Source organism: Actinocrispum wychmicini (assembly GCF_004345645.1).
Lineage (GTDB): Bacteria > Actinomycetota > Actinomycetes > Mycobacteriales > Pseudonocardiaceae > Kibdelosporangium > Kibdelosporangium wychmicini.
This window is the reverse complement of the sequence record NZ_SLWS01000013.1, coordinates 184,613-210,947: the sequence shown is the minus strand read 5'-3', so window position 1 is coordinate 210,947 and position 26,335 is coordinate 184,613. Positions and strand designations below refer to the sequence as shown.

Below are 26,335 nucleotides of genomic sequence, written 5' to 3'. Positions count from 1 at the left end.
TCAGGGAATCCAGGACGGGTTGCGTTTCTGGGCGAACGCCGCGATCCCCTCCTGGCCTTCCTCACTGGCGAAGAACTCCGCGGACAGCTTCAGCATGCTGCCGAAATCACTGACCGGTTCGCGCAGCAGCGCCTTGGTCGCGGCCAGCGCGACCGGTCCGCCTTTGCTGAGCATGTCGGTATAGCGGACCACTTCCGCGTCCAGCCGGTCGGCCGGCACCGCGGAATTGATCAGGCCGATGGCCACCGCCCGGGTCGCGTCGAACGTCTCCCCGGTCAGGAACAGCTCATGGGCGGCGCGCGGCGCCAACCGCGGCAACACGGTCACGGAGATCACCGCGGGCACGACCCCGATCCGGACCTCGGTGAACGCGAACGTGGCCGTGTCCGCGGCGACGGCGATATCGGCCGCCGCGACAATGCCGACACCGCCGGCGCGCGCCGGGCCGGCGAGCTTGGCGACGACCGGTTTCGGGCTGGTGCGGATCAGGTCCAGGATCTCTGGGAACTCATTCACCCCCTGGTCACCGGACGCGGTCCCACCGGCCTCCTTCAGGTCCATGCCGGCACAGAAGACCGGGCCGGTGTGGTCGAGCACGATCACCCGGACCCGGTCGTCGTCGATCGCGGTGGTGAGGTGGTGCCGCAGCTCGCCCCGCAACTGCTGGGACAGGGCGTTGCGGTTGTGCGGCGAATCGAGCGTGATCGCCGCGACGCCACGGTCTACGGCGATGTGGACCAGTTCAGCCATAGGGCCATCATGCCGTGCGGGCCACCCGGTGCTGGGTGGCCCACACCACAAGGCTCGTCAACCGATGGTGGTGCCCTCTTTCACGGACAGATTCGGGCCGCGATCTCGCTGAGTACCGTGTGATCATGAGAATCGCAGTGCTCGGCACCGGCGGTGTCGGTGGCTATTTCGGCGGTCGGTTGGCCAGGGCGGGCCACGACGTCAGTTTTGTGGCGCGCGGGGCGCACCTCGCGGCGCTCAGGCAGGACGGCCTGGCCGTGACGAGCGTCGAAGGGGACTTCACGGTGTCGCCGGTGCGGGCGACCGAGGACACCAAGGAGATCGGCGAGGTCGACTACGTGCTGCTGGGCGTCAAGACCTGGCAGTTGGGGCACGCGATCGCCGCGTTGCGGCCGCTGGTCGGCCCGGACACAGCTGTCCTGACCACGCAGAACGGCGTGGACGCCCCGCGGCAGGTGGCCGACATCGTCGGCGAGGGGGCGGTGCTGCCCGGCGCGGTCGAGGTCATCGCGTACATCGACGGGCCTGGCCGGATCCGCCAGATCGGCGGCGGGAAGCTCACGTTCGCCGAATGGGACAGCCGGCCGAGCGACCGGGTGGAACGCTTGCGCGCGGCCGTCGCCGAAGCAGGCCTGGCAGCCGTGGTGTCGACGGACATCTGGGGCGCGCTGTGGACGAAGTTCCTCACCCTGGCATCCATCGGCGCGCTGGGCACGGTCACCGACGCGCCGTTCGGCGTGGTGCGGTCGCGGCCGGGCACGCGCCGGCTGATCGAGGACAGCATGACTGAGGTCCTGCAAGTGGCCCGTGCGAAAGGGATCGACCTGCCGGACGACGTGATCCAGGCCCGGATGGCGTTCCTGGACGACATGCCCGCGGCGGCGACCACATCACTGCAACGGGACATCCTGGCCGGCAAGCAGTCGGAGTTGGCCGCGTGGACGGGCGCGGCCGTACGTCTCGGGCAGGAGACCGGCACGCCGACCCCGGTGAGCAGCCTGCTGTACGAGCTGATCAGCGCCCGGGTCAGCGCTCGAACTCAACCGTGAGCCGGTCGGCGTGCGTCAGGATGTCCACGATCTGCTCGTAGGCGTCCGGATCGGCCCGGCGCAGCACGTCCGGCGCACGCCAGACCACCGTGTGCTCGCCCGGCGGCAGGTCGTTGACCAGGTCGTTGAGGGCGTCGTAGTTGTGCCCGAAGTAGTCGGGGAAGTCCAACGCGGTGGCCAGGGCGTCGAGCATCGCGGCTTTGCCGCGGATCTCGCGCCCGTCCACTACGGCCCGCATCGCTTCATTTCCCTGGGTCGACTTTCACGAACGAAGCGTAATGGTCATCGGTGTAGTACAGCTCGCGCTGCTGGCCGTAGATCAGGCGGCGGGCGCCACGGTCGTCGGCGCCGGGGGTGGCCACGGTGTACTCGTGGTAGTAGCTGGCCGGCTGGCCCGGCAGCAGTTTCTCCCGGTTCTCGAACACCTTGCCGTCCTGACTGGACTTGAACGGCCCGCCCTTCTGGATCAGCTGCCAGGTCGTCCTCGCCTCCGGCGGCAGGGCCGACAGCGGCTTGGTGGCCATGCCGGACGTCCCGACCAGCCATCCGACCACGACCAGGACGACCAGTCCGATCAGGGCGAGTGTGATGCGCCGGCGCGACCCCATGGATCACGACCCTAATCGCAGTCCTCCACCGACGGCCCGCGGGCCCGGTTGATCTTGTCGCCGACGTAGTCCACGGCCCGGTCGATCAGCCACGCCCCGCCCGCGCACACCGGCAGCAGCACCGCGATCACCACGGCGAACTGGGCCGGGAACGCCAGCTGCGTGATCCACAGCTCGACGGCGTTCCACCACTCGGACAACCAGGACACACCCAGAACCCTAGCTGCACCGATGCTCGACCCGGCAAGCAGATCTTCGGTGGCCCACCCCACAGGCGGCGGAATCGGCCAATGGGTAGGTTGCTGACATGTTCGCCGTGTACGCAGCCGAGCCCAAGCCCGACGACCCACTAGCCGCGCTGACAGTGGGCGAGCGGCCGGATCCGGAGCCACGGGACGGGTGGGTGACCGTCACCGTCAAAGCCGCCAGCCTGAACATGCACGACCTGTGGACGTTGCGGGGCGTGGGCATCAAGGCCGAGCGGTTCCCGATGATCCTGGGCTGTGACGGCGCCGGTGTCCTCGACGACGGCACCGAGGTCGTGCTGCACTCGGTGATCGGTGACCCGGACTGGAGCGGGGACGAGACGCTCGACCCGAAGCGGACGTTGCTGACCGAACTGCACCAGGGCACGTTCGCGGACAAGGTGATCGTGCCGAGGCGCAACGCGTTGCCGAAGCCCGCGGAGTTGTCGTTCGCCGAGGGCGCGTGCATGGGAACGGCGTGGCTGACGGCGTACCGGATGCTGTTCGTCAAGTCCGGGTTGCGGCCTGGGCAGACCATGCTGGTGCAGGGCGCTTCGGGCGGGGTGTCGACGGCGTTGATCCAGCTCGGCCGGGCCGCCGGGTACCGGGTGTGGGTGACCGGCCGGTCGGCGGAGAAACGCGCGGTCGCGGCGGATCTGGGGGCGCACCAGACGTTCGAGTCCGGCGCGCGGCTGCCCGAGCGGGTGGACGCGGTGTTCGAGACGGTCGGCAAGGCCACCTGGTCGCACTCGATGAAGGCGCTGAAACCGGGCGGGATCATCGTGGTCTCCGGGTCGACCAGCGGCCCGGACGCCAACGCCGACCTGCAGCGGCTGTTCTTCCTGCAGCTGCGGGTGGTCGGCTCGACCATGGGCACCCGGGACGAACTCGCCGACCTGCTGCGGTTCTGCGCGTCGGCGAACCTCCGGCCGAAGATCGGCACCGAGGTGCCGATGGACCAGGCGCCGGCGGGCTTCCAGGCCATGGCGGACGGCGAGACCGCGGGGAAAATCGTGTTCACTCGGTAGCCCCCTCGCCGGGGTCGGCCCGGCGGTGCTGATCTCGTTTCTGATCGCGGGGATCGCGAGCGCGGCGGCCGCGTTCTCGTACGCGGAGTTCGCCGGCCTGATCCCGAAGGCCGGGTCGGCGTACACGTACGGGTACGCCGTGCTCGGCGAGGTGGTCGGCTGGTTCATCGGCTGGGACCTGCTGTTGGAGTACACCGCGATCGTCGCCGTGGTCGCCATCGGCATCTCCGGGTACTTCGGGTTCCTGCTCGACCAGATCGGCGTCCACCTGCCGGCGTGGATGCTCGGCGCGCCCGGCACCGAGCCGCCGGGGGTGGCCGCGGGCACGTACAAGATCAACCTGATCGCGGCCATCCTGTGCCTGCTCATCGCGTTCCTGCTCACTCGGGGCATCCGCGCCGCCGCCCGGTTCGAGACGACCGTGGTGGCGCTGAAGATCGTCGTCGTGCTCGTGGTCATCGTGGTCGGGTTCTTCTACATCAGGACAGGCAACCTCACGCCGTTCGCCCCGGCCGGTTTCAGCGGCGCGATGAGCGGGGCCGCGTTGGTGTTCTTCGCCGTGTTCGGCTACGACGCCATGTCCACCGCGGCCGAGGAGTCCAAGGACGCGCAACGGCACATGCCCAAGGCCATCGTGTACTCGCTGGCCATCTCGATGGTGCTGTACGTCCTGGCGTGCCTGGTGCTGACCGGCATGCAGGACTACACGCTGATCGACCCGGCCAGCGGGTTCTCCACCGCGTTCGCGTCCGTCGGCCTGACCGGCCTTGGCACGGTCATCGCGGCCGGCGCGGTGATCGGGATCCTGACCGTGATGTTCACGTTCATGCTGGGTGTCACGCGGGTCTGGTACGCGATGAGCCGCGACGGCCTGCTGCCGCGGTGGTTCGCCAAGACCCATCCGGTGCGCAAGGTGCCGGTCCGGGTCACCTGGATCGCCGGGGTGATCTCGGCCGTGCTCGCCGGGCTGCTGCCCATCATCGACGTGGCCGAGCTGACGAACATCGGCATCCTGCTGGCGTTCGTCGTGGTGTGCGTGGCCGTGATCGTGCTGCGCTACCGGCGGCCAGACCTGCCTCGGACGTTCCGCACCCCGGGCATGCCAGTCGTGCCAGCGATCGGCGTGGCGTTCTCGATCTGGCTGATCACGTTCCTCGCGCCGATCACCTGGATCCGGTTCGCGGTGTGGTTCGTCCTCGGCATGGTCGTCTACTTCCTGTACGGCCGCCGCAAGTCCGTACTCAACTCGCCCACTCCGTGACGACCTCCTCCAGCACGGCCATCGGCAGCGGCCCGTTGCCGAGCACGACATCGTGGAACCCCTTGATGTCGAAGGCGTTCCCCATGTCCTGTTCGGCGCGGCGCCGCAGCCGCAGGATCTCCAGCCGGCCCACCATGTACGCCAACGCTTGGCCCGGGTCCTCGATGTACCTGTCCGCCTCGGACTGGATGTCGACCTCGGTCATGACCGTGTTGACACGCAAGTAGTCCACGGTCTGTTGACGGGTCCAGCCCATCGCGTGCAGACCCGTGTCGACGACGAGCCGCGCGGCCCGCATCGAGTCCTCGGCGAGCATCCCGAGCCGGGCGAGGTCACTGGAGAACAGACCCATCTCGTCCGCGAGCCGTTCGGCGTATAGGCCCCAGCCTTCGGCGTACGCGGTCACCGACGCGACCCGGCGCAGCATATGCAGATTCGTCATCTCCTGGGCCAGCGCGATCTGGAAGTGGTGCCCCGGCACGGCCTCGTGGAACGCCACGGACTCGGCGCCGTAGCGATCCCGCTGGGTCGCCTTGTACGTGTTCGCCCAGTACGTGCCTTCCCGCGAACCATCCAGCGCGGGCGCCGTATAGTACGCGCCCGCCGCGTTCGGCGCCTCGGCGTCCGGCACCGCCACGACGACGCAACGTTTGACAGGCAACCGTGAGAACCATTGCGGGGCAACAGCTTCCGCACGCTCGATGGTGACGCGGGCGTGCGCGATGATCTCGTCCGCGCTCCCCCACTTCAGTTCCGGATCGGTCCGTAGCCGCTCCTGCACCTCCTCGGCCGTGCCCAGCCCGAACACGCGCGCGCCGATCTCCGCGTACTCCAGCGCCAGGTTCTCGATCAGCTCCAACCCGGTTCGGTGCAGCTGCTCCGGCGTCTGGGCCGTCGTCGTGTGGTAACGAACAAGCGCGTCATAGGCCGCGTCGCCGTCCGGCAACCAGCACAAACCCGGCTGCTCGTCGGACCGGCCACGCGATTCGACGTCCGTGGCCAGCACGTCCCGGTAGCGCACGAACGCCGGCCGGACCGCGTCGGCCAACAGCCGGTCCCGTTCGGCGCCGTGCCGTCCCGACATCGGCGCCTGGGCGAAGGTGTCCGTGGCGCCATCCAGGTAACGGTCGATGTGCTCGACCGCGGTACGGACCATTCTGGCGACAGGCGTGCGTTCGGCCGCGATCCCCGCGCGGTTGCGTTCCGCGGCGCGGTCGAGATACGCGGGAATCGCCGAAAGACGTTGCAGATACGCCGTTTCCGCCTCGGCACTGGTCGGCACCACGCGCGGGATGTACGTGGCCAACCGGATCGCCGGCGCGGACAGGAAGTCCGCCATGGTGTGCTCGACCAGCCGTGCGTTGATCTTGTCGACCATGGCGGCGGCCTGCTGCAACACCACGCTGCGGGTCACACTCGGCTCCACCAGCTCCGCACGCGCGGCGATGGCGATCGCACGCTCACGGAAGCTGTCGTCCGCCGCCTCGCTGAGGTCGCGTAACTCGTGGTCGTGCCTGGGGATGCCGACCAGGCTGGCTTCGAGCGGGTCCTCCTCGGCGATCAGGTCGAGCAGGTCGTCGGCGAGCAGGTCGGTGGCCGGGCCGTGGTCGCTCATGCTGTGTCCACTCATTTGGCTGCCTTGGCCCAGTCGGCGACGACCTGGTCGAGCACGGTCAGCGGCAACGATCCGCTGCCCAACACGAGGTCGTGGAACCCCTTGATGTCGAAGGCCGGACCCATCTCCTGTCGCGCGCGGGCGCGCAGCCGGAGGATCTCCAGCCGTCCGACCATATAGGACAGTGCCTGCGCGGGCATCTCGATGTACCGGTCGGTCTCCGCCTTGACGTCCACTTCGGACATCACGGTGTTGGCCCGCAGGTACGCCATGGTCCGCTCGCGCGACCAGCCGAAGCTGTGCAGGCCCGTGTCCACGACCAGCCGCGCCGCCCGCATCGAGTCCATCGCCAACATGCCCAGCCGCGCGATGTCGTCGGAGTACAGGCCCATCTCGTCGGCCAAGCGCTCGCAGTACAGGCCCCAGCCCTCCGCGTACGAGTTCACGTACGAGTGCCGCCGCAGCTTCGGCAGCCCGGTCAGGCCCATCGCGATCACGCACTGGAAGTGATGTCCCGGCACGGCCTCGTGGAACGCGGTCGCCTCGGAGACATACCGGTCCCGTTCGGTCGCGCGGTACGTGTTCGCGTAGTAGACGCCCGGCCGGGAACCGTCGACCGCGGGCGGGTAGTAGTACGCGACCGCCGCGTTCTGCTCGTCCGCCTCCGGTGTCGCCTCCACCAGACAGCGCTGCGACGGCAACAGCCCGAACCAGTCGGGCGCCGCGGCCTCAGCGCGTTCCATCGTCGCCTTGGCGTGCGCCACCATCTCCTCGGCGCTCGTCCAGCGCATCGCGGGATCGGTCCGCAGTCGTTGGTGCACCTCTTCGACGGTCTTGACGCCGAACACCTTCGACCCGATCGCCACGTACTCCTCGGCCAGCTGCTCGATCAGGTCCAGCCCGGTCTGGTGCAGGTCCTCAGCCGTCCGGTCGGTCGTCGTGTGCATGCGCGCGAGGGACGCGTACACGGCGTCGCCGTCGGGCAGCCAGCACAGACCCGGTTTGTCCTGCGGACGGCCGTGCGGGGCGATCTCGTCCTTGAGCACCTCGCGGTACGCAGCGAACGCCGGCCGGACGACGTCGTCGATCAGGCGGTCCCGTTCGGCCGTGTCGGCCACAGGCACATGGCGAAACGGGTCGTTCGCCGGATCGGCCAGATAGTGCTCCAGGTGCGAGACCGCGAACTCCGCCCGCGCCCGCACCGGAACCCGACCCGCGGCGACGCCCGCCCGGTGCCTGACCGCGGCCTTCCGCAGATACTCGGGGATCGCCGCGAGCCGGGTGAAGTAGTCCCGCTGGTCGCGCGGCCGGCCCAGCGGGACCCGGACGAGCAGCCGCGAGATCGCGGAGACCTCCAGGTCCGCCACGGCGTGCTCGACCAGCTTCGAGTCGGCCCGCGCGGCGATCGCCTCGGCCTGGGTGATCGTGACCTCGCGGGTCACCCAGTCGGCCGCGTCCGCCGCGCGGGCGGCCGCGGCCAGCTTGAGCGCCCGGTCCTTCAGGTCCGCCTCAGCCGCCTCGTCCAGGTCGCTCAGCATGGCGTCGACTCCCGGGAAGCCCTGGATCATCTCGCCGAGCGGGTCCTCTTCCACGATCAGGTCGAGCACCTTCTCGGCGATCCGCTCCAGTTCGCTCATGCTGCCCCCATCCACTCGGTGACCACGTCGTCCAGCACCGCCATCGGCACCGGGCCGGTCCCCAACACCACATCATGGAACATCCGGATGTCGAAGGCCGACCCCAGCACCTGCTCCGCCCGGGCCCGGATCCGGTCGATCGCCAGCCGCCCGGCCATGTACGACAGCGCCTGCCCCGGGTTCTCGATGTACCGGTCGGTCTCCTGCTGCACCTCGACCTCGTTCATCGCGGTGTTCGCCCGCAGGAAGTCGACGACCCGTGGCCGTGACCAGCCGAACGCGTGCAGTCCCGTGTCGACGACGAGTCGCGCGGCCCGCATGCCCGCGTTCGCCAGCATGCCCAACCGGTAGATGTCGTCGGAGTAGAGGCCCATCTCGTCGGCGAGCCGCTCGCAGTACAGGCTCCAGCCTTCGAGGTACGCGTTGATGTACGCGACCTGCGTCAGCCTCGGGACCCCGGTCAGTTCCCTGGCCAGGGTGATCTGGAAGTGATGCCCGGGAACGGCTTCGTGGAACGCGTTCGCCTCGGCGATGGACCGGTCGCGTTCCTCCCAGCGGTACGTGTTGGCGTGGTACGTCGCGGTCGGCGGCACGTAGTACGCCACGGACTGACCGGGTGCCTTGTCCGGCGGCGTCTCCTCGATCGCGCAGCGCCGCTCCGGGATCCGGCCGAACCAGTCGGGCGCGGCCCGCTCGGCCCGTTCCAGCGCGGCACGCGGGATGGCAAGCACCTCCTCCCGGCTGCGGTAGCGGGCCTGCCGCGAACGTTCGCGCACCTCCGCTGCGGGCCCGCCGCCGACCCGGGCGAACTCCCCATCCAGCTCCGCCAGCAGGTCCAGGCCGATCTGGTGCAGCTGAGCCGAGCTCTGCTCGGTGGTCGTGTGCATCCGGACGAGCGACGCGTACACGCTTTCGCCGTCCGGCAGCCAGCACAGGCCGGGCTGGTCGTCCGCTCGACTGTCCAGCCCCGCGAGGACGTCCCGGTACCGGGCGAACGCCGGCCGCACCACGTCCGCCAGCACCTGCTCGTTCTCCGGCTCCCTGCGTAACGGGTCGTTCGCCGGGTCGGCGAGGTGGGCGTCGATCCGCGCGACCGCGGCTTGCACCCGCCTGGCCACGGGCTTGCGTCCGGACCGATGGCGGTCCGCGCATTTCGCCAGGTAGTCCGGGATCGCGGCGAGCCGGGCCGGGTAGTCGCCGACGCTGACCGGCAGCGTGCCGAGCAGTTGGGCCAACGCGGAGACCTGGAAGTCCCACATGGTGTGCTCCACCAGCCTCGACTCGACCAGGGTCAACACCGTCTGGGCATGGTGCAGCACGACACCGCGAGTGGCGCTCGGCGGCTCCTCGGCGGCGCGGGCGGCGATCCGGCGGGCCTGGTCCGCCAGCGCGGCCTCAGCCGTGGGATCCGGGTCGGGCAGGCGGTCGGCGTAGGCCGGAAAGTCGCCGTAGAAGTCACCCAGCGGGTCACGACGCGTCAGCACGTCCAGCAACTCGTCGGCGAGTTGATCGATCACCCCCACATCCTGCCCGCTCGGACGGTCAGGTGGCATACGAATTCGATCCGGCCACTACGGAAGTACTTGCGCAACGCTGCTGATCGCCGCACGCAGTTGCGTCGCCAACTGAGCCACCACGTCCCGCACCGGGCCGGACGGCGCCACCGGGTACGTCTGGCCCGCCCACAGCGACATCGCCTCCGGATCACCCGCCTTGGCCGCGGCGGCTCGCACCGGCCGGGTCATGTTGTGGACCTCGGGGTACGCGGCCGGACCGTCGTGCTCGGTCATGAAGCGGTTCACCAGCCCACGAGCGGGGCGACCGCTGAACGCCCTGGTGAACGCGGTGTCCCTGACCGACTTGAGCGCTTCCCGGTGCACCTGCTGGGTGCCCGCCTCCGGGCAGCCGAGGAAAGCGGTGCCGAGCTGGGCGGCCTTCGCGCCCGCGGCCAGCACGGCCGCGATGTCCGCGCCGTGCACCAGTCCCCCGGCCGCGATCAACGGCAAATCCACTTCCGCCTGCACGAGCCGCAACGCGGCCAGCAGCCCGTAGGTCGGGCCGCCGGCCGGCGACCCGTCGTCCACGAAGATCCCCCGGTGCGCACCAGCTTCGAAACCCTGCACACACAACGCGTCCGCGCCCACCTCAGCGGCCTTACGCGCCTCGCCCGGTGTGGTGACAGTGACGACAACCTGGGTACCCGCCGCGTGTAGCCGTTCCACGTCATTCGTCGACGGAACACCGAACGTGAACGACACCACCGGAACCGGGTCGGCCACCAGCAGGTCAACCTTGGCCGGATAGTTGTCGTCGTTCCACACCGGCTCGCCCGGCTCAGCGCCGTAGCGCCGAGCTTCGGCCGTGACCGCTTCACGGTAGCCACTCAGGTCCACAGTGGACCTTGTGCTGGGCAGGAACAGGTTCACGCCGAACGCCTGACCGGTAAGGCCTCTGGTCCGGTCGAGCTGGGCTTTCAGACCGTCGGCGGTGAGATAGCCGGCGGCCAGGAAACCGAAGGCGCCGGCGTCCGCCGCCCCCGCGACAAGGTCCGGAGTGGACGGACCGCCCGCCATCGGGGCGACGATCACCGGCAGCTTGGCGTACATGGATTCGACGATAGTCCAAGGAGTGGCTCTCGTCCGTGGGCGGAGACGAGAGCCACTCCCGGAGCACCTCAAGGCAGGGTATCGAGGTGCGGTGCGACAGTGTTCGCGAACTGGAAGCTGTTCGTGGCGTCCCAGTTGATCGACCAGGTCATCGCGCCCCTGATCGCCGGCCAGGTGGTGCTCGGCTTGAAGCTGCCGCAGTTGGTCCCTCTGGCCAGGCAGTCCAACGCGTTGTTGACGTTGCCCGGCGACTGGAAGCCACCGCCGGCGGCGCTCGTCGACGCCGGCAACCCCAACCCGACCTGGTCCGGCCGCAGACCGCCCTGCAACTGGATGCAGGCCAACGCGGTCAGGAAGTTCACCGTGCTCTGGCTGTAGACGCCCTGGTCACAGCCGTTCATGGAACCGGAGTTGTAGTACTGCATGTTGACGACGGTCAGCACGTCCTTGATGTTCAACGCCAACTGGAAGTAGCCGTTGCCGGTGGACTGCATGTCGATCGTCTGCGGTGCCAACGTGATGACCGAGCCACCGCCGGCGGCGATGCTGTGCAGCGCGGACCCCATCGGTCCGGCGCTGATCCCGTTCTCCAGGTCGATGTCCACACCGTCGAACCCGTAGGTGGCGATCAGGCCCTTCACGTCGTTGGCGAAGTTGTTCGCGGCCGTGCTGTCGCCGACCGAGATCGTGCCGTTCTGGCCGCCGACCGAGATGATCACCTTCTGGCCACGGGCGTGCACGGTCTTGATGTCCGCCCGGAACTGGGCGTCGGTGTACCCGCCGAGCTGCGACGACAGGCCGGAGTCCAGCGTGAAGCTGATCCCGCCGGGCCGGCTCGGGACGGCGTCGGCGAACGCCACCGCGATGATGTCGTACGTGGCGGGCACGTCAGCCAGCTTCAGTGCCCTGGCGCCGTTGAAGAAGTTCTGCCAGTACCCCGTGAGCACGTGCTTCGGCAACGAGCCACCGCCCGGGTTGCCGCCGCCGCTCTGCGGGGTGGTCACGGACACCGCGGTGGACTTCGCCGACTCACCGGCCGTGTTGACCGCCGTGACCGCGTAGCTGTACGTCGTCTGCGCGGTGAGGCCGGAGTCGTTGAACGACGCGCTCGTCGACGAGCCGATCTTCGTACCGTTGCGGTAGACGTTGTAGCTGGTCGCGTTCGACACCGCGGACCAATTCAGGGACGACGTCGTGTCGCTGGTCGCGGTCCCGGACAGCCCGGTGGGCGGGTTCGGGACGACCGGCGGGTTCGGGTCGCCGCCGCCGGGACCGTCGATGGTGAAGTCGTCCGCGAAGTACGTGGGCTGGCCGTACCAGCCGTGCACGAAGACCGTGATGCTCTTGGTGTTCGCGCCGGTCGTGAAGCCGACCGACAGTTGGGTGTACTGGCCGGCGACCGGGGTCCACGTGCTCGTGTCGGTCGTCCCCGTGCCGGTCACCCCGACGTAGGTGTAACTGCCGTTGACCCAGGCGCTGAGCGTGTACTTGGTGTTCGGCACGACGATGATCGACTGCGTGCACTGGGCGAAGTCCTGCCCGGCGGGCGTGCCGGCCAGCGCCTTGGCGCCACTGTGCACGGGACTGTTCGCAACCGTTGCGTTGGAACAGGTCCAACTGCTGGTGGTGCCCGTCTCGAACCCGGGGTTCGAGACGATGTTCGCCGCCGCGGCCGGACCAGCCGGAACCAGGGCGAGGGCGGCGATGGCTAAGACGGCGGCCGAGAACAGCCGCCAGACCCTACTGGCCATTGTTGATCTTCTCCACACCCGCGCCCGGTTTGTGGTCTACACCACCAAAATGGACTAGACCAATACCCTTTGTCAACCCCCAGATGCCGCCACTCTGGCACCCAGTGCCGCTCGACACCCGACGAATAGAAGGTCGGCGTTATATTCGCAGCGCACCGCTGAGGAGGGCGAAAATGCTTCCCTGGAAAGAAACCAAGGCCCAAGCCGACGCCGCCGAGGCCCGTAGGTCACTCGGCGCCTACATCGGCGGCTACCGGCTGCGCGAGCTTCGCAAGCGAGCCGGTTTCACGCAGACCGAACTGGCCAACGCGATGGGCGTGAGCCAGGCCAGGATCAGCCAACTGGAACGCGGCGACGTGCAGCTGTTCGAGGTCGACACAATCCGCCGGTACGCTGCCGCCATCGGAGGCAGACTCAGGATCGTCGTGGACTTCGACAACCAAGAGGTGACACTGATATGACGGCTTTCACCCTCGACGACGCCATCCGGATCGCCCGCGACGCCCACGCCACCCAGATAGACCTGTCCGGCAATCCGTACATCGGCCACCCGATGCGGGTGATGGCCCGCGTCGAAGGAGACCACGCCAAAATGGCCGCGGTCCTCCACGACGTCATCGAAGACACCCCGGTCACCGCCGACGACCTCCGAGCCGCCGGCTGCCCCGAAGCAGTAGTCACCACCGTGATAGCCCTCAGCCGAGGCGACGACGAACCCCAATCCGCCTACCTGATCCGAGTAGCCAAAGACCCCACAGCTGTAACGGTCAAGCGCGCCGACATAGCGGACAACACCGACCCCATCCGAATGGACGCCCTCGACCCAGCCACCCAAAATCGCCTCAAAGCCAAGTACGCCAAAGCAATCCGCGTCCTGGACGACCTAGCCGGCTGACAGTACCCAACCCGGCTCGACTCCCCACCAAACGCCGGAACACCCCGGTCCCGTCAACGAAGAGCAGGGTCAGCGAACGTTGCTCGTCGACAACCGGCAGGGTCGGCGAACGCGTTGCCTGTCAACGAACGGCAGAGCTGGCGAACGCGTTCACCCACCGACGGCCTTCAGCCGCGACCCAGCCCACCGGAACACCGCGCCCCGAACCGACCCAGCTACCCGACCACCAACCTGGCCCGCCAGCCCCGCTGCGCGACCACTAACCCGGCCCACCAGCCCAACTGCGCGACCACCAACCCAGCCGCCAGCCAGCTGCCTGACCAACAACCCGGCCCACCAGCCCAACTGCCCGGCCACCAACCCGGCCGCCGGTCAGCTGCCTGACCATCAATCCGGCCGCCAGCCCAGCTACCCGATCCGCCAGCCCGGCTTCCCGAACCAGTGACGCAGCCCGCCCGCGTGGCCACCAGCACGGACCGCCTTCCTAACCCGCAGCCCGGTTATCCAGCCCAGCAACCGGCGCGACAGCCCAGCCACTCGATCCGCCAGCCCGCCTTTACAACCCACCGACCCAGCCCGCCAGCCCTGCCTGCCGACCAACTGACCCACCTACCCGGCTCACCAGCCCATCCGGAACGCCGCGACCCAGCACCCAGCCCCGCTTTCCGACCCACTGACCAAGGCGCTCGGCACCTGCCCGGGCTTCCGGCCCACTGACCCAGCTACTCGGCTCACCGGCCCGGCTTCCGGCCCACTGACCCTGCTACTCGGCTCACCTGCCCGGCTTCCCGGCCCACAGACCCAGTCACCCGGCTCACCTGCCCGGCTTCTCGACCCACCGGCTCACCAGCCTGGCTACCCGACCCGGCTGTCCGCCTTCGCGACTCATTCACCCGGCCGCCCGACCAATCAGCCCACTCGAACACGTGCCCGGCCCGCAGCCGGCTTCCTGACCCAACTGCTCAGCCCACCAGCCCAGCCCACGGACTCGCCCACCCCGCGACCTGCCGGCCCGGCCCGTGAGCCCGACCACCTGCTCTGCCGGCCCGCCTCGTCGACCCGCCTTCCTGACCCGCCAGCCCGGCTACCCGACCCGGCCCACCAGCGCGGCTGCCCTGCCGCCCTCCTGACCTGTCGAGCCGCTTCCTGGCCGGCTGCCTGGCCTGGTAGGCCCACCCCGCCACCAACCTAGACCCGGCGCCACAGTGTCCCCAGCAGTTCCGCCGGCACCACCCGCACCGGGAACGGCCGTTCCACCTCCACCCCGTCCTCGCCCTTGACCTCGGCAACCTGGGCGTAGACCCCGGCGTCGTCCAGTTCGAACACGGTCAGCCGCGCGTCCACCGGATCGATGATCCAGTAGCTCGGCACTCCCATCCGCTGGTAGGCGGCCTTCTTGGTGTTGATGTCGATCAGTGCGGTGCTCGGCGAAAGCACCTCAACGGTCAAGAGCGGCGCGACCGGCAACAGCTCCTCGGTCAGATCCTCGGCGCGGGCGACAAGCGCGTCGGGCTGCAGCTCGGTATCGGGCCCTGGGCGTACCGCGAACGGCCCGATCAAGGCGTGCAAATCGTCCGGGCACGACCGGTTCAACACAGCGGCCAAGCCCACCACCATCTTCTGATGCCGGGTGCCAGGTATCGGGCTGACGATCAGCACCCCGTCCAGCAACTCGTAGCGACGTCCGTCATCGGGCATCCGCTCCAGGTCCCTGACTGCGAACGGACCCGAACCGCCGGGCAAGCCGGCCACCATTTCTGTCATCGGCCTCCTTTCTCCACGCTGCCAAGTGGATCAGAGGGGACCGACAGAAACCTTCGTTGTTGATCTTGGTTGCGGGAGCTTCACTCGATCGGGTTACTTCTTTCCCTTGGGCTTGTCGCCGGCCTCGTCGGTGGACAGCGCGGCCACGAAGGCCTCTTGGGGGACCTCCACGCGGCCGACCATCTTCATCCGCTTCTTGCCTTCTTTCTGCTTCTCCAGCAGCTTGCGCTTCCGGGTGATGTCACCGCCGTAGCACTTGGCCAGGACGTCCTTGCGCATCGCGCGGATCGTCTCGCGGGCGATCACGCGGGAGCCGATCGCGGCCTGGATCGGCACCTCGAACTGTTGCCGCGGAATGAGTTCGCGCAGTTTCGTGGCCATCCGGGTGCCGTAGGTGTAGGCGGCGTCCCGGTGGACGATGGCGCTGAACGCGTCCACCGGCTCGCCCTGCAGCAGGATGTCGACCTTGACCAGGTTCGCGGTCTGCTCGCCGGCGTCCTCGTAGTCCAGCGAGGCGTAGCCGCGGGTGCGGGACTTCAGCGAGTCGAAGAAGTCGAAGATGATCTCCGCCAACGGCATCGTGTACCGCAGTTCGACGCGGTCCTCCGAGAGGTAGTCCATGCCGCCGAGCTGGCCACGGCGGCTCTGGCACAGTTCCATGACCGTGCCGATGAACTCGCTCGGGCAGATCACCGTGGTCTTCACGATCGGCTCGTAGACCTCCATGATCTTGCCGTCCACCCAGTCGGACGGATTCGTCACGGTCGTCTCGGTGCCGTCGTCGGTGACCACGCGGTAGACCACGTTCGGCGCGGTCGAGATGAGCTCGAGGCCGAACTCGCGCTCCAGCCGATCCCGGGTGATCTCCAGGTGCAGCAGACCGAGGAAGCCACAGCGGAATCCGAAGCCCAGCGCGGCCGAGGTCTCCGGCTCGTACGTCAGCGCGGCGTCGTTCAGCCGGAGCTTGTCCAGTGCCTCGCGCAGGTCGGGGTAGTCCGAACCGTCCAGCGGGTACAGTCCGGAGTAGACCATCGGTTTCGGTTCCCGGTACCCGGCCAGCGCCTCGGTGGCGCCCTTGCGCTCCGCGGTGACCGTGTCACCGACCTTGGACTGACGGACGTCCTTCACTCCGGTGATCAGGTAGCCGACCTCGCCGACCCCGAGACCGACGCTCGGCTTGGGCTCCGGCGAGATGATCCCGACCTCGAGCAGCTCGTGCACGGCGCCGGTGGACATCATCCGGATCCGCTCCCGCGGCGTGATCTTCCCGTCCACCACCCTGATGTACGTGACCACGCCGCGGTACGTGTCGTACACCGAGTCGAAGATCATCGCGCGGGCCGGCGCGTCCGCGTTCCCGGTCGGCGCCGGCACCTGGCGCACGACGGCGTCGAGCAGCTCCCGGACGCCCTCGCCGGTCTTGGCCGAGACCCGCAGCACGTCCTCCGGCTCGCACCCGATGATGTGCGCCAACTCACGTGAGTACTTCTCCGGGTCGGCGGCCGGCAGGTCGATCTTGTTCAGCACCGGCACGACCGTGAGGTCCTTCTCCAGGGCGAGGTAGAGGTTCGCCAGGGTCTGCGCCTCGATCCCCTGCGCGGCGTCGACCAGCAGGATCGCGCCCTCGCACGCCTCCAGCGCCCGGGACACCTCGTAGGTGAAGTCCACGTGCCCGGGGGTGTCGATCAGGTGCAGCACGATCTCCTCGCCGTCGATCACCCAGGGCAGCCGGACGTTCTGCGCCTTGATGGTGATGCCGCGTTCCCGCTCGATGTCCATCCGGTCCAGGTACTGGGCTCGCATGGCGCGTTCCTCGACCACGCCTGTGAGCTGCAGCATCCGGTCGGCCAGGGTGGACTTGCCGTGGTCGATGTGGGCGATGATGCAGAAGTTCCGGATGCGCTCCGGCGGCGTGAACGTCGTATCGGCGAACGTGGCCACTGATTTCCTCGCTGTTTGCATGCCTGACCGTCTAATAGTCCCATGACCAGTACGCTCGCCGCGTGCGTGATCCCGGCGAAGACCCCAAGCCCGCCCGCGGCGGTGTGCGGCAGGTGCACGTCCTGGCCCCTGGCGCGACCCTGGACTACTCCCCCGACCTGGACGGCCTGGCCGACCCGGGCGAGGTCGTGTGGGCCTGGGTGCCGTACGAGGAGGACCCGGATCGCGGCAAGGACCGGCCACTGCTGGTGATCGGCCGGTCCGGGCGGCATCTGCTCGCGGTGATGCTGTCGAGCAGGGACCACAAGGGCGAGCGAGGCTGGCTGGACCTGGGCCGCGGCGCGTGGGACCGGGACGGCCGCGAGTCGTACGTCCGCCTGGACCGGATCTACGAGCTGGACGAGGACGACATCCGCCGGGAGGGCTCGATCCTGGACCCGGACCGGTTCGAGCACGTCGCGGAGGCCATCAACGCCCGGATGGGCTGACGAGCGTCTACGCCAACCGCGTGATGTCGACCGTCACCTCGAGAGCCGTCGCGTCCCCGCCGGAGTAGATCCCTTTCAGCGGGGTCACGTCGGCGTAGTCGCGGCCGAGCGCCACCCAGACGTGCCGCGGCCCGACCCGGACCGCGTTGGTCGGGTCGTAGCCCCACCAGCCGCCGGTCCACGCCTCGATCCACGCGTGGCTCTCGCCGCGTACCGTCTCCTTGGGTTCGCCGTCCGGCTTGGTGTGCAGGTATCCGGAGACGTATCGGGCCGGTATCCCCATGGCGCGCAACAACACCAGCGTGACGTGCGCGTAGTCCTGGCACACGCCTTCGCCCGCGGCGTACGCGTCGACCGCCGAGGAGTGCACGCCTGTGGTGCCTGGCTGGTACTTCAGTCTCTCGTGCACCCACTGGGAGGCGTCGAGGACGGCATCGCCAGGCGTCTTGCCCTTGCGCAGCCCGCGGGCGACCGCGGCGAGTTCCCGGTCCTTCGGCACGTACTTCGTGGGTTCGAGCAACTCGGTGTACCGGTCGACGAGGTTCTCCTCGCGCAGGTCGGCCCAGCTGCCGGTGCGGATCGGCTCCACCTCGCCGCTCGTCTCCACCACGGACGCCCCGACGATCTTCAGTTGGGTGTGCGGAGCGCGCAGGTCGAAGCTCGTGACGGCGGTGCCCCAGTAGTCGGTGTACCGGTACTGGCGGGTCGCGGGTGTCGTCTCCACCCGGCTCACCACCAGGTTCTGCTTGCGGTCGGACCGGGGCGTGACGCGGACCTCGTTGTAGGACTGGGTGACCACCGACCGGTACCGGTAGCCGGTGGTGTGCACGACTCGGACGCGCCAGCTCACGACGACACCTCCGCGTTGGTCCACGCGACCCATGGCGCGGTGTGGAAGTACTGCTGTGACACTGCCTCACCGACCTCACGCACGGTCGTCTGCAGCCTTCGCAGCCGGCGCGGCAAGTCCTCCAACAGGTCCGCGGGCCGAAGGAACTCCAGGTCGCTGCGCGCCCGGCCCAGGAGCCGCAGGGCTTCCGCGCGTGCGCCGACGCGGACGTCCGGCTGGTGGTCGAGTTGTTCCAGGCACGCCTCCGCCTGGCGCAGCGAGTAGAACACCGAACGTGGGAAAAGCCTGTCCAGCAACATGAACTGCACGACCCGCGCGGCGTCCAACGCGCCGCGGTACGTGCGCAGGTACGTGTCATGTGCGCCCGCGGACCGCAGCACGGTCACCCAGCCCGGCGACGAGGCCTTGTCACTGACCCTGGACAGCAGCAGCCGAACGATCATGTCCACCCGTTCCACGGACCGGCCCAGCACGAGGAACCGCCAGCCGTCGTCGCGGCTCATGGTCGAGTCGGCGAGGCCGGCGAACATCGCGGCCCGTTCCTCCACGAACTGGAAGAACGAGTGCGGCCCCATCTGCCGGGCGTACCGCTGCCGTTCGGGCACGGCGTTCCACATCGCGTTGAGGCATTCCCACATCTCGGTGGAGACGACTTCACGGGCGCCCCGGGTGTTCTCCCTGGCGCTGGTGACCGACGCGACGATCGACCCGGCGTGGTCCCCGGAGTACGCGACCAGTTCTGTCAGCGACCACACGTCCAGCGATTCGCCGTCGGGCGGCTCGATGCCCAGGACGGCCAGCAGCTGCCGGCTGGTCGCGTCCGGGTTGACCGTGGCGTCCTCGAGCAACTGGTGCACGGAGACATCGAGGATCCGGGCGGTGTCGTCGGCCCGTTCGACATAGCGACCGATCCAGTACAGCGACTCGGCGTTGCGCGCGAGCATCGTGCCTCCCCTCCGGGCCTACGCCTGTTGTTGTTGCTGTTGCTGCTGTTGCGTGGTGGACAGCTCAGGTCCTTGGTCGGCGGCGGGCGAGTCCACCTCGGCCTGCTCGGCCAGGCCCGGCTCGGCCAGCTCACGCTCCACAGTGGACGACCGGGCGGCCAGGACCCAGGTGTCCTTGGAACCGCCGCCCTGCGACGAGTTGACCACCAGGCTGCCCTCCGGCAGCGCCACCCTGGTCAGTCCGCCGGGCAGGACGAACACGAAGTTGCCGTCGTTCACCGCGAACGGCCGCAGGTCCACGTGCCGCGGCACCAGCCGGTTGCCGATCTTGGTCGGCACGGTCGACAGCTGGACCACGGGCTGGGCGATCCACCCGCGCGGGTCGCCCTTGATCTTGCGCCGCAGCCGGGCCAGCTCCGGCGCGGTGGCGTCGGCGCCGAACACGATGCCGTACCCGCCGGAGCCCTCGACCGGCTTGATCACCAGTTCGTCCAGGTGGTCGAGCACGTGCGCGCGTTCGTCCGGCAGCCAGCACCGGAACGTGTCCACGTTGGGCAGCAGCGGTTTCTCGCCGAGGTAGTACTGCACGATCTCCGGCAGGTACGTGTAGACGAGCTTGTCGTCGGCGACGCCGTTGCCGACCGCGTTGGCGATCACGACGTTGCCGGCCCGTGCCGCGTTCACCAGGCCGGCCACCCCGAGGACCGAGTCCGGCAGGAACTGGACCGGGTCGAGGAAGTCGTCATCGATGCGCCGGTAGATGACGTCGACCTGGCGTTCCCCCTCGGTGGTGCGGATGTACACGGTGTTGTCGCGGCAGAACAGGTCCCGGCCCTCGACCAGCTCGACCCCCATCTGCCGGGCGAGCAGCGAGTGCTCGAAGTACGCGGAGTTGTGCACACCGGGGGTGAGGACCACGACGGTCGGATCAGCCACGTTCGCCGCGGCGGACGCCCGGAGCGCACGCAGCAGGTGCCCGGCGTAGTCCCCGACCGCGCGAACCCGGTGGCGCGCGAAAAGATCCGGGAACACCCGGGCCATCGTGCGACGGTTCTCCATCACGTACGAAACCCCGGACGGGCACCGCAGGTTGTCCTCCAGCACCCGGAACACACCGGCCTCGTCCCGGATGAGGTCGATCCCGGCGACGTGGATGCGGACCCCGTTGGGCGGCGAGATCCCGGCGGCCTCCCGGTGGAAATGCGCGCAGGAGGTGATCAGCCGGCGCGGCAGCACCCCGTCCCGAACGATCTGCACGTCGCCGTAGACATCGGCGAGGAACATCTCCAACGCCCGCACCCGCTGCACAATGCCCCGTTCCAGCCTGGACCACTCGGCCGCGGTGATCACCCGGGGAACCAGGTCGAGCGGGAACGGCCGCTCCTTCCCGGACAGCGAGAACGTGATGCCCTGGTCGACGAACGCCCGGTCCAACGCCTCGGCCCGAGCGGCCAGGTCGGAGACCTCGGAGGGCGCCAACGAGTCGTACAACGTCCGGTAGGCCGACCGCACGGTCGCCGCCTCCGCGAACATCTCGTCATAAGCCCCAGGATGCGGACGAGCCGGATCCAGATAACCGTCGAACAAAGGAGCGTGCCCGTTCGCCAACGGCACGGCCTTCGCGCGGGATGTCACAGTTCGCCGGCTCATGGTCGACATCTTGACTCAGCGAAACGCCTGGACGCACTACTCTGTCCGGCCAAAATGCTCGGCGTTACGAGCCAGAAACCTCCGATGTCCGTGCCACCACTGTCCCGTCCCCAGGCCGCTGGGTTCAGGCCGCTGGGTTCAGGCCGCTGGGTTCAGGCCACTGGGTTCAGGCCACTGGGTTCAGGCCACTGCGATGGCGGCCACTCCGGCCAGCACGATGGCCGCCCCGAAGAGCCGCCGGACCGGGTCGGGTTCGCCGAGCCACCGCCACGCGATCACGCTCCCGACCACGATCGACAGCTCCCTGGCCGGTGCCACCATGCTCACCGGCGCGATCCGCATGGCGTAGAGCACGAGGATGTATCCGATCGGCGACAGGAGACCGATGACAAGGACATCGACCCGATGAGCGCGCCATAGCCGCACGACCTGCTCGCGACGACGCATCGCGTAGGGCGCGAGCATCGTGCTTTGCAGGATCGAGCCGATGCACAGGTAGATCAGCGGAGGCACCTCGAGCGTGTTCACCGAGTGCGCGTCCCAGAGTGTGTATCCGGCGATGGCGACACCGGTGAGCACGCCGTAGAACAGGCTTGGCCCGATCGGGTTGTCGCGCCGAGTGCCGCCGAACCCGATGACGAACACGCCCGCGACGACGAACGCCGCTCCCACCACCCCCATCCACCCTGGGTGCTCGTGCAGCAACAGCACCGCCGCCATCACCGAAAGTAACGGCCCGCTACCCCGCGCCACCGGATACACCACGGACATGTCACCAACGCCGTACCCGCGTTGCAGCGCCAGCCCGTAAAAGATGTGCATGACCCCACTCACAGCGGCCGCGAACAGCCACGACCAGTTCGGCGTCGCGTGCGACAGCACCAGCGCCATGACCGCGACGGGAAGGCACAGCACTGCCGAGGCGACCTGGTACAGCCACACGAACGCGGCCCCGGTGCCGCCGGCGCGTTTGGCTGAGAAGTTCCATGCGGCGTGAGCGAGAGCGGCGACAAGGACGAGACTCACGGCGGCCGGGTTCATGACCATCACCCTGGCGCATCACCCGGGTCCGGCACGCCTGGTTTTTGAGCCCGGATCACCCGCTGTTACGATGTCCAAGTCGTACCGTGTGGCATTCCGACCTGGAGGAAGCCCGCGCTCGCGGGGCCGAAGCTCAGCGCGGTACGGCAATCCGGATAGCGAACGCTGAGGAGTAGCCGCATGGCCAACATCAAGTCGCAGATCAAACGCATCAGGACGAACGAGGTTCGTCGCCAGCGCAACAAGTCCGTCAAGTCCTCGGTGAAGACCGCCATCCGGAAGTTCCGCGAGGCCGCCGAAGCCGGTGACAAGGACAAGGCCGCGGAGCTGTTCCGGGTCGCCAGCCGCAGCCTGGACAAGGCCGCCGGCAAGGGTGTCCTGCACCCCAACCAGGCCGCCAACAAGAAGTCGGCCATGGCCAAGGTCGCGAACAGCCTCTGACCCAGAGCTCGCAGAGGGGCCTTACCGCAGCGGGTGAGGCCCCTTTGCCCTGTCCGGCCTCCCTGAGCGGCCCTGGTGGAGGGCCTGATCCCCACTCGCCCGCCACGACATCCTGGCCCTCAGGCGCCCCTCCTTCGCGGACGCCTTGCAGGCCACCCCGCCGAAGTCGCGCCGCAGGTGCCGGCTAGGCGCGCCTGTGCGCACGCGCGAGTTTGATGATCGCCAGCTCCAGGGCGTATCCGGCGTCCGCCGCGACGCCTTTCACGTCGGCGTTCAGCGCGGCGACGATCTGCATCGCGTCGGCCAGCCCAGCCGGGTGCCATCCTCGGCACTGGCCCATGGCCTTGCGCACTTTCCAAGGCGGCATCCCCAGCTCGCCGGCCATCTTGAACGGGTCGATCCGGCCGAGCGGGGCCACCCGTGCCACTGTCCGGACCGCGTCCGCGAGGGCATCCGCGACGAGCACGTGCGGAACGCCGAGCTGCATGGCCCACCGCAGCGCCTCCAATGCCCCGGGCAGGTCCCCCACCACGGCCTTGTCGGCGACCGCGAAGCCGTTCACCTCGGCCCGGCCGCTGTGGTAGCGGCGGACTGCCTCCTCGTCGACCTTGCCGTCGGTGTCCGCCACCAGCTGGGCCGCCGCGGACGCCAGTTCCCGGAGGTCCGAGCCGACCGTCTCGATCAGCGCGGACACCCCGGGCGCGTCGGTCCGGCCACCCGCCCTGCGGATCTCGTTCCGGACGAAGTCCTCACGTTCCGCGGGTTTGGTCATCTTGGGGCACTCGGTCACGAACGCCCCGGCCTTCTTCAACGCCGCCGGCAGCGCCTTGGCGACCTTGGTCCGTCCGCCACCTGAATGCACCACCACCAGCACCACACCGTCGGCCGGGTCCTTGCCGTACCCGATCACCGCGTCCGCGATCTCCTGGGTGGCCTCGTGCGCGGCTTCGAGGACCACCACCCGCGCCTCGGCGAACAGCGACGGGCTCACCAGCTCTGTGAGCTGCGGAACTGTGAGCTCAGCCACCCGGACCCTGGTCAGGTCCGCCGTGGGGTCGGCGAGCCGGGCCGCGTCCAGCGCGGCCCGAACAGCCCGCTCCACCAGTAGCTCTTCCTCGCCTACCACCAGTTGCAGCGGCTCGGGCGTCACGGCCGGGGCGTTCACACACGCATCCTGCCACGTCCATGGTTCTCGGATAGTGGGCACTTCGGGTGGCACGGAGTTCCCGCGGTGCCGTAACGTGGGTCCCCGACAACTGAATACCGCTCATCCAGAGGGGCAGAGGGATCGGCCCGTAGAAGCCCCGGCAACCAGCGCTCACCGTTCACGGTGGCGTACAGGTGCCAATTCCGACCCGCGACAGCGGGAAAGATGAGGAGATACCTCGCGATGACGACCACAGTCGGTGCACCGACCACCTTCGACCTCGGCCCTGCCAAGGCTTTGTCCTGCCGTGAGTGCGGCCACCAGATCCCGTTGGCGCCCGAATTCGCGTGTGCCGAGTGTTTCGGCCCGCTCGAGGTCGCCTATTCGTTCGGCCAGGTCCGGCGGGCGGACATCGAAGCGGGACCCCGATCCATCTGGCGCTACCGTGGCCTCCTACCCGTCCCGTCCGATGTGGACAGTCACCCGAACACCCAGCCGGGGCTGACCCGCCTGGTCCGCGCCGACCGGCTGGCCGCCGCGCTCGGCCTGCGGAGCCTGTGGGTCAAGGACGACACCGGCAACCCGACGCACTCGTTCAAGGACCGCGTCGTGGCAGTGGCGCTGGCCGCCGCCCGCCAACTCGGGTTCAAGGTGCTGGCCTGCCCCTCCACCGGGAACCTGGCCAACGCCACCGCGGCCGCTGCCGCACGCGCGGGCTGGGAGTCCGTGGTCCTGATCCCGTCGTCGCTGGAGAAGGCCAAGATCCTCACGACCGCGGTGTACGACGGCGCGTTGATCGCGGTGGACGGCAACTACGACGACGTCAACCGCCTGGCCACCGAACTGGCGGCGGAACACGAGGACTGGGCGTTCGTCAACGTCAACGTCCGGCCGTACTACGCGGAAGGCTCGAAGACCCTCGCGTACGAGATCGCCGAACAGCTCGGATGGCGGCTGCCCGAGCAGGTGGTCGTGCCGATCGCCTCCGGCGCCCAACTGACCAAAGTGGACAAGGGATTCCGCGAGCTCGGCGAGCTCGACCTGGTCGAGGCCACGCCGTACCGCGTGTTCGGCGCCCAGGCGACCGGATGTTCCCCGGTGTCCGCGGCCTACAAGGCGGGCCACGACGTGGTCCAGCCGGTCCGCCCCGACACGATCGCCCGGTCGCTGGCGATCGGCGCCCCGGCCGACGGCCCGTACGTGCTGGACGTGGTGCGTCGCACCAACGGCGCCATCGAGGACGTCACCGACGAGGAAGTCGTCGAAGGCATCCGGCTGTTGGCCCGGACCGAAGGCATCTTCACCGAGACCGCTGGCGGCGTGACCGTGGCGACAGCGAAGAAGCTGGTCGAGACCGGAAAGCTCGACCCGGACGCCGAAACGGTCCTGCTGATCACCGGCGACGGTCTCAAGACCCTCGACGCGATCGAAAACCACATCGGCCCGCGCGCCACCGTGCCGCCCTCGGCGGCGGCTGTGCACGAGGCACTCGGGTTGTGACCTTCGGCGGGCGCTAACCTGCGCCCGTGGATCACGACGCCTTAGTGAGGACGGCCGAGCCGGTCGTCTACTTCGGAGACATGAAGCTGTTCGGCCAGCATCCGGTCAAGGGCCTCTCGGTGCTGTGGCACGAACGGGAACGCAGGTGGCTGGTCGCCCTGCCGGGCTACGCCGGCGGGGTGACCAGGCCGGAGACGTTACGCAGGTTCGCCGAAGGCGCCCTCGCCGCGCTGGACCAGGATCAGGGCGAGGACGAGGTCACCGTGTTCGGCGACGACCGCGTCAGCGTCGACACGATGACAGGTGTCGACGAAGACGGCCCTTACCTGACGATCTGGGCGTGGTTCGACCACCGACAGGACTTCGTCGGCGTGAGCGCCGCGGGCGAGCCGCTGTACCGCAACGAAGCCGGCACCAGCTGCGTCGAGTTCCACCTCAACCCGCCCGACGCGGAACCACTCAGGTCGGCGTTCCGGACGCTGCTGCACCGGTTGGCGACGGCCGGCCCGGCCAGCGCCGACATGCCCCAGTCGGCCAACGTGATCACCACGTTCGCCAACCGCGCCAACGAGTCCAACGCGGCCCGTCTCGACATCGCCCGCCGCCCCGGCGACAACCAATGGCTGGTCACCCTGAACCCACGCCTGTCGCGCCCGGCAACGGAAGAGGCGATCCGAGCCTTCGCCGAAGCCACCCAGCACATCCTCGACACTCGCGAAGGTGAACGTGTGGTGACACTCCTCCGCGAGCCCGGCTACCGCATGGACGTGGCAGTCGGCATCGAAGCCACCGCCTTCCACGTCACCGCGACAGTCCGTTCGCCAAGCAAGGACGGCACGGGTCACGTGCTGAACCTGGACGCCCACTTCGCCCCGGTCAGCGAGACGCATCTCCGCGAAATGCTGAAGGGCATGCGCTGAAGGAGCGGCGGCGCCGACGCCCGCAACCGTCAGCGCCTCCACCCTTCCCACAACCCGCAGCCAGCCACCGGATGGCCCACACCGGCACACCACCGGTGTCTTGGCCCTGGCCAGCGAGCTCGCGGCTAGCGACCGGGTGGCCGCGCGGCGCACCCTGACCGCCCCCGCCCGGCCCGGCCAGCCATCCGGATGGCCCCACACCAG

General features: G+C 68.9%; 24 protein-coding genes, 1 pseudogene and 1 riboswitch. Of the genes and pseudogenes, 9 read left to right on the top strand and 16 right to left on the bottom strand.

From position 1 onward, the window contains the following. Positions 1-750: an enoyl-CoA hydratase-related protein gene (locus EV192_RS44375; protein ID WP_132124768.1), complete on the bottom strand. Its 750-nt coding sequence runs from the start codon at positions 748-750 to the stop codon at positions 1-3. A gap of 125 nt (positions 751-875) precedes the next feature. On the opposite strand from EV192_RS44375, the gene EV192_RS44370 reads away from it, so the two are divergent. Continuing rightward, positions 876-1,799 carry a 2-dehydropantoate 2-reductase gene (locus EV192_RS44370; protein ID WP_132124767.1) on the top strand — a complete coding sequence of 308 codons (924 nt, stop codon included), beginning with the start codon at positions 876-878 and terminating at the stop codon, positions 1,797-1,799. On the opposite strand, the gene EV192_RS44365 is transcribed toward EV192_RS44370, so the two are convergent. From EV192_RS44365 to EV192_RS44355, 3 genes are read right to left on the bottom strand one after another with little or no spacing between them, the layout of a single operon-like run. Then, positions 1,777-2,037: a barstar family protein gene (locus EV192_RS44365; RefSeq protein WP_132124766.1), complete on the bottom strand. Its 261-nt coding sequence runs from the start codon at positions 2,035-2,037 to the stop codon at positions 1,777-1,779. The genes EV192_RS44370 and EV192_RS44365 overlap by 23 nt on opposite strands. Positions 2,038-2,041: 4 nt before the next feature. Next, on the bottom strand, positions 2,042-2,407 hold the full coding sequence (locus EV192_RS44360) for a guanyl-specific ribonuclease (RefSeq protein WP_132124765.1): 366 nt from the start codon (positions 2,405-2,407) through the stop codon (positions 2,042-2,044). A gap of 11 nt (positions 2,408-2,418) precedes the next feature. Beyond that, positions 2,419-2,616 carry a hypothetical protein gene (locus EV192_RS44355; protein ID WP_132124764.1) on the bottom strand — a complete coding sequence of 66 codons (198 nt, stop codon included), beginning with the start codon at positions 2,614-2,616 and terminating at the stop codon, positions 2,419-2,421. 98 nt (positions 2,617-2,714) lie between these two features. Here EV192_RS44355 and EV192_RS44350 point away from each other — a divergent pair, with 98 nt between their 5' ends. Further along, positions 2,715-3,680 carry a zinc-binding dehydrogenase gene (locus EV192_RS44350; RefSeq protein WP_132124763.1) on the top strand — a complete coding sequence of 322 codons (966 nt, stop codon included), beginning with the start codon at positions 2,715-2,717 and terminating at the stop codon, positions 3,678-3,680. A 16-nt stretch (positions 3,681-3,696) separates the two neighbouring features. Then, positions 3,697-4,941 (top strand): annotated as a pseudogene (locus EV192_RS44345) (amino acid permease); the annotation flags it as partial. On the opposite strand, the gene EV192_RS44340 reads toward EV192_RS44345, so the two are convergent. The 5 genes from EV192_RS44340 to EV192_RS44320 all read right to left on the bottom strand — a co-directional run bounded on the left by EV192_RS44340 (position 4,922) and on the right by EV192_RS44320 (position 12,550). Next, entirely contained in the window at positions 4,922-6,556 is a 1,635-nt protein-coding gene (locus tag EV192_RS44340; protein WP_132124761.1) for a DUF885 domain-containing protein, read from the bottom strand. The pseudogene EV192_RS44345 and the gene EV192_RS44340 overlap by 20 nt on opposite strands. A gap of 11 nt (positions 6,557-6,567) precedes the next feature. Beyond that, positions 6,568-8,193, bottom strand: a complete 1,626-nt coding sequence (locus tag EV192_RS44335) for a DUF885 domain-containing protein (protein ID WP_132124760.1) — start codon at positions 8,191-8,193, stop codon at positions 6,568-6,570. Further along, positions 8,190-9,710, bottom strand: coding sequence for a DUF885 domain-containing protein (locus EV192_RS44330; RefSeq protein WP_243727460.1), 1,521 nt, complete (start codon positions 9,708-9,710; stop codon positions 8,190-8,192). Before EV192_RS44330 ends, EV192_RS44335 begins: the two co-directional genes overlap by 4 nt. A gap of 54 nt (positions 9,711-9,764) precedes the next feature. After that, positions 9,765-10,799 (bottom strand): nitronate monooxygenase, encoded by a 1,035-nt coding sequence (locus tag EV192_RS44325; RefSeq protein ID WP_207926708.1) that lies wholly within the window; start codon positions 10,797-10,799, stop codon positions 9,765-9,767. 68 nt (positions 10,800-10,867) lie between these two features. After that, a complete protein-coding gene (locus tag EV192_RS44320; RefSeq protein ID WP_132124758.1) occupies positions 10,868-12,550 on the bottom strand; it encodes a chitinase in 1,683 nt (560 codons plus the stop codon). A 173-nt stretch (positions 12,551-12,723) separates the two neighbouring features. On the opposite strand from EV192_RS44320, the gene EV192_RS44315 reads away from it, so the two are divergent. After that, positions 12,724-13,011, top strand: coding sequence for a helix-turn-helix domain-containing protein (locus tag EV192_RS44315; RefSeq protein WP_132124757.1), 288 nt, complete (start codon positions 12,724-12,726; stop codon positions 13,009-13,011). Continuing rightward, entirely contained in the window at positions 13,008-13,445 is a 438-nt protein-coding gene (locus EV192_RS44310) for an HD domain-containing protein (RefSeq protein ID WP_132124756.1), read from the top strand. Before EV192_RS44315 ends, EV192_RS44310 begins: the two co-directional genes overlap by 4 nt. A gap of 1,188 nt (positions 13,446-14,633) precedes the next feature. Here the strand turns inward: EV192_RS44310 and EV192_RS44305 are convergent. Beyond that, on the bottom strand, positions 14,634-15,209 hold the full coding sequence (locus tag EV192_RS44305) for a Uma2 family endonuclease (RefSeq protein ID WP_132124755.1): 576 nt from the start codon (positions 15,207-15,209) through the stop codon (positions 14,634-14,636). Positions 15,210-15,302: 93 nt separating this feature from the next. Continuing rightward, the gene (lepA, locus tag EV192_RS44300) at positions 15,303-17,150 is read right to left on the bottom strand and encodes a translation elongation factor 4 (protein ID WP_132124884.1); all 1,848 of its coding nucleotides are present in this window, start codon (positions 17,148-17,150) and stop codon (positions 15,303-15,305) included. Positions 17,151-17,212: 62 nt separating this feature from the next. On the opposite strand from lepA, the gene EV192_RS44295 reads away from it, so the two are divergent. Next, entirely contained in the window at positions 17,213-17,638 is a 426-nt protein-coding gene (locus tag EV192_RS44295; protein WP_132124754.1) for a type II toxin-antitoxin system PemK/MazF family toxin, read from the top strand. A gap of 7 nt (positions 17,639-17,645) precedes the next feature. Here the strand turns inward: EV192_RS44295 and EV192_RS44290 are convergent, their stop codons facing one another. From EV192_RS44290 to EV192_RS44275, 4 genes are all read right to left on the bottom strand, one after another. Next, a complete protein-coding gene (locus EV192_RS44290) occupies positions 17,646-18,488 on the bottom strand; it encodes a transglutaminase family protein (protein WP_132124753.1) in 843 nt (280 codons plus the stop codon). Further along, positions 18,485-19,432 carry an alpha-E domain-containing protein gene (locus EV192_RS44285; RefSeq protein ID WP_132124752.1) on the bottom strand — a complete coding sequence of 316 codons (948 nt, stop codon included), beginning with the start codon at positions 19,430-19,432 and terminating at the stop codon, positions 18,485-18,487. Before EV192_RS44285 ends, EV192_RS44290 begins: the two co-directional genes overlap by 4 nt. Before the next feature lie 18 nt (positions 19,433-19,450). Further along, positions 19,451-21,082: a circularly permuted type 2 ATP-grasp protein gene (locus tag EV192_RS44280; RefSeq protein ID WP_243727459.1), complete on the bottom strand. Its 1,632-nt coding sequence runs from the start codon at positions 21,080-21,082 to the stop codon at positions 19,451-19,453. A gap of 180 nt (positions 21,083-21,262) precedes the next feature. Beyond that, entirely contained in the window at positions 21,263-22,123 is an 861-nt protein-coding gene (locus EV192_RS44275; RefSeq protein WP_132124750.1) for a DMT family transporter, read from the bottom strand. Between the two features lie 180 nt (positions 22,124-22,303). Between EV192_RS44275 and rpsT the strand changes: the two genes are divergently transcribed. Next, complete coding sequence (gene rpsT / locus EV192_RS44270; RefSeq protein ID WP_132124749.1) at positions 22,304-22,564, top strand: 30S ribosomal protein S20; 261 nt, start codon at positions 22,304-22,306, stop codon at positions 22,562-22,564. Between the two features lie 184 nt (positions 22,565-22,748). Here the strand turns inward: rpsT and holA are convergent, their stop codons facing one another. Further along, the gene (gene holA, locus EV192_RS44265) at positions 22,749-23,729 is read right to left on the bottom strand and encodes a DNA polymerase III subunit delta (protein ID WP_132124748.1); all 981 of its coding nucleotides are present in this window, start codon (positions 23,727-23,729) and stop codon (positions 22,749-22,751) included. Between the two features lie 99 nt (positions 23,730-23,828). Then, positions 23,829-23,943, top strand: a riboswitch (SAM riboswitch). A gap of 11 nt (positions 23,944-23,954) precedes the next feature. On the opposite strand from holA, the gene thrC reads away from it, so the two are divergent. Both thrC and EV192_RS44255 read left to right on the top strand, forming a co-directional pair. Then, positions 23,955-25,211 (top strand): threonine synthase, encoded by a 1,257-nt coding sequence (thrC, locus tag EV192_RS44260; protein WP_132124747.1) that lies wholly within the window; start codon positions 23,955-23,957, stop codon positions 25,209-25,211. 26 nt (positions 25,212-25,237) lie between these two features. Further along, positions 25,238-26,131, top strand: coding sequence for a hypothetical protein (locus EV192_RS44255; RefSeq protein WP_132124746.1), 894 nt, complete (start codon positions 25,238-25,240; stop codon positions 26,129-26,131). Positions 26,132-26,335 lie beyond the last annotated feature (204 nt).

Coding starts and splice junctions, on each gene's coding strand:
- EV192_RS44335 (WP_132124760.1), bottom strand. CDS start 8,193: ATGAGCGAACTGGAGCGGATCGCCGAGAAGGTGCTCGACCTGATCGTG.
- EV192_RS44320 (WP_132124758.1), bottom strand. CDS start 12,550: ATGGCCAGTAGGGTCTGGCGGCTGTTCTCGGCCGCCGTCTTAGCCATC.
- thrC (WP_132124747.1), top strand. CDS start 23,955: ATGACGACCACAGTCGGTGCACCGACCACCTTCGACCTCGGCCCTGCC.
- rpsT (WP_132124749.1), top strand. CDS start 22,304: ATGGCCAACATCAAGTCGCAGATCAAACGCATCAGGACGAACGAGGTT.
- EV192_RS44315 (WP_132124757.1), top strand. CDS start 12,724: ATGCTTCCCTGGAAAGAAACCAAGGCCCAAGCCGACGCCGCCGAGGCC.
- EV192_RS44340 (WP_132124761.1), bottom strand. CDS start 6,556: ATGAGCGACCACGGCCCGGCCACCGACCTGCTCGCCGACGACCTGCTC.
- EV192_RS44275 (WP_132124750.1), bottom strand. CDS start 22,123: ATGAACCCGGCCGCCGTGAGTCTCGTCCTTGTCGCCGCTCTCGCTCAC.
- EV192_RS44280 (WP_243727459.1), bottom strand. CDS start 21,082: ATGAGCCGGCGAACTGTGACATCCCGCGCGAAGGCCGTGCCGTTGGCG.
- EV192_RS44375 (WP_132124768.1), bottom strand. CDS start 750: ATGGCTGAACTGGTCCACATCGCCGTAGACCGTGGCGTCGCGGCGATC.
- EV192_RS44305 (WP_132124755.1), bottom strand. CDS start 15,209: ATGACAGAAATGGTGGCCGGCTTGCCCGGCGGTTCGGGTCCGTTCGCA.
- EV192_RS44310 (WP_132124756.1), top strand. CDS start 13,008: ATGACGGCTTTCACCCTCGACGACGCCATCCGGATCGCCCGCGACGCC.
- EV192_RS44285 (WP_132124752.1), bottom strand. CDS start 19,432: ATGCTCGCGCGCAACGCCGAGTCGCTGTACTGGATCGGTCGCTATGTC.
- EV192_RS44360 (WP_132124765.1), bottom strand. CDS start 2,407: ATGGGGTCGCGCCGGCGCATCACACTCGCCCTGATCGGACTGGTCGTC.
- EV192_RS44370 (WP_132124767.1), top strand. CDS start 876: ATGAGAATCGCAGTGCTCGGCACCGGCGGTGTCGGTGGCTATTTCGGC.
- EV192_RS44365 (WP_132124766.1), bottom strand. CDS start 2,037: ATGCGGGCCGTAGTGGACGGGCGCGAGATCCGCGGCAAAGCCGCGATG.
- EV192_RS44325 (WP_207926708.1), bottom strand. CDS start 10,799: ATGTACGCCAAGCTGCCGGTGATCGTCGCCCCGATGGCGGGCGGTCCG.
- EV192_RS44350 (WP_132124763.1), top strand. CDS start 2,715: ATGTTCGCCGTGTACGCAGCCGAGCCCAAGCCCGACGACCCACTAGCC.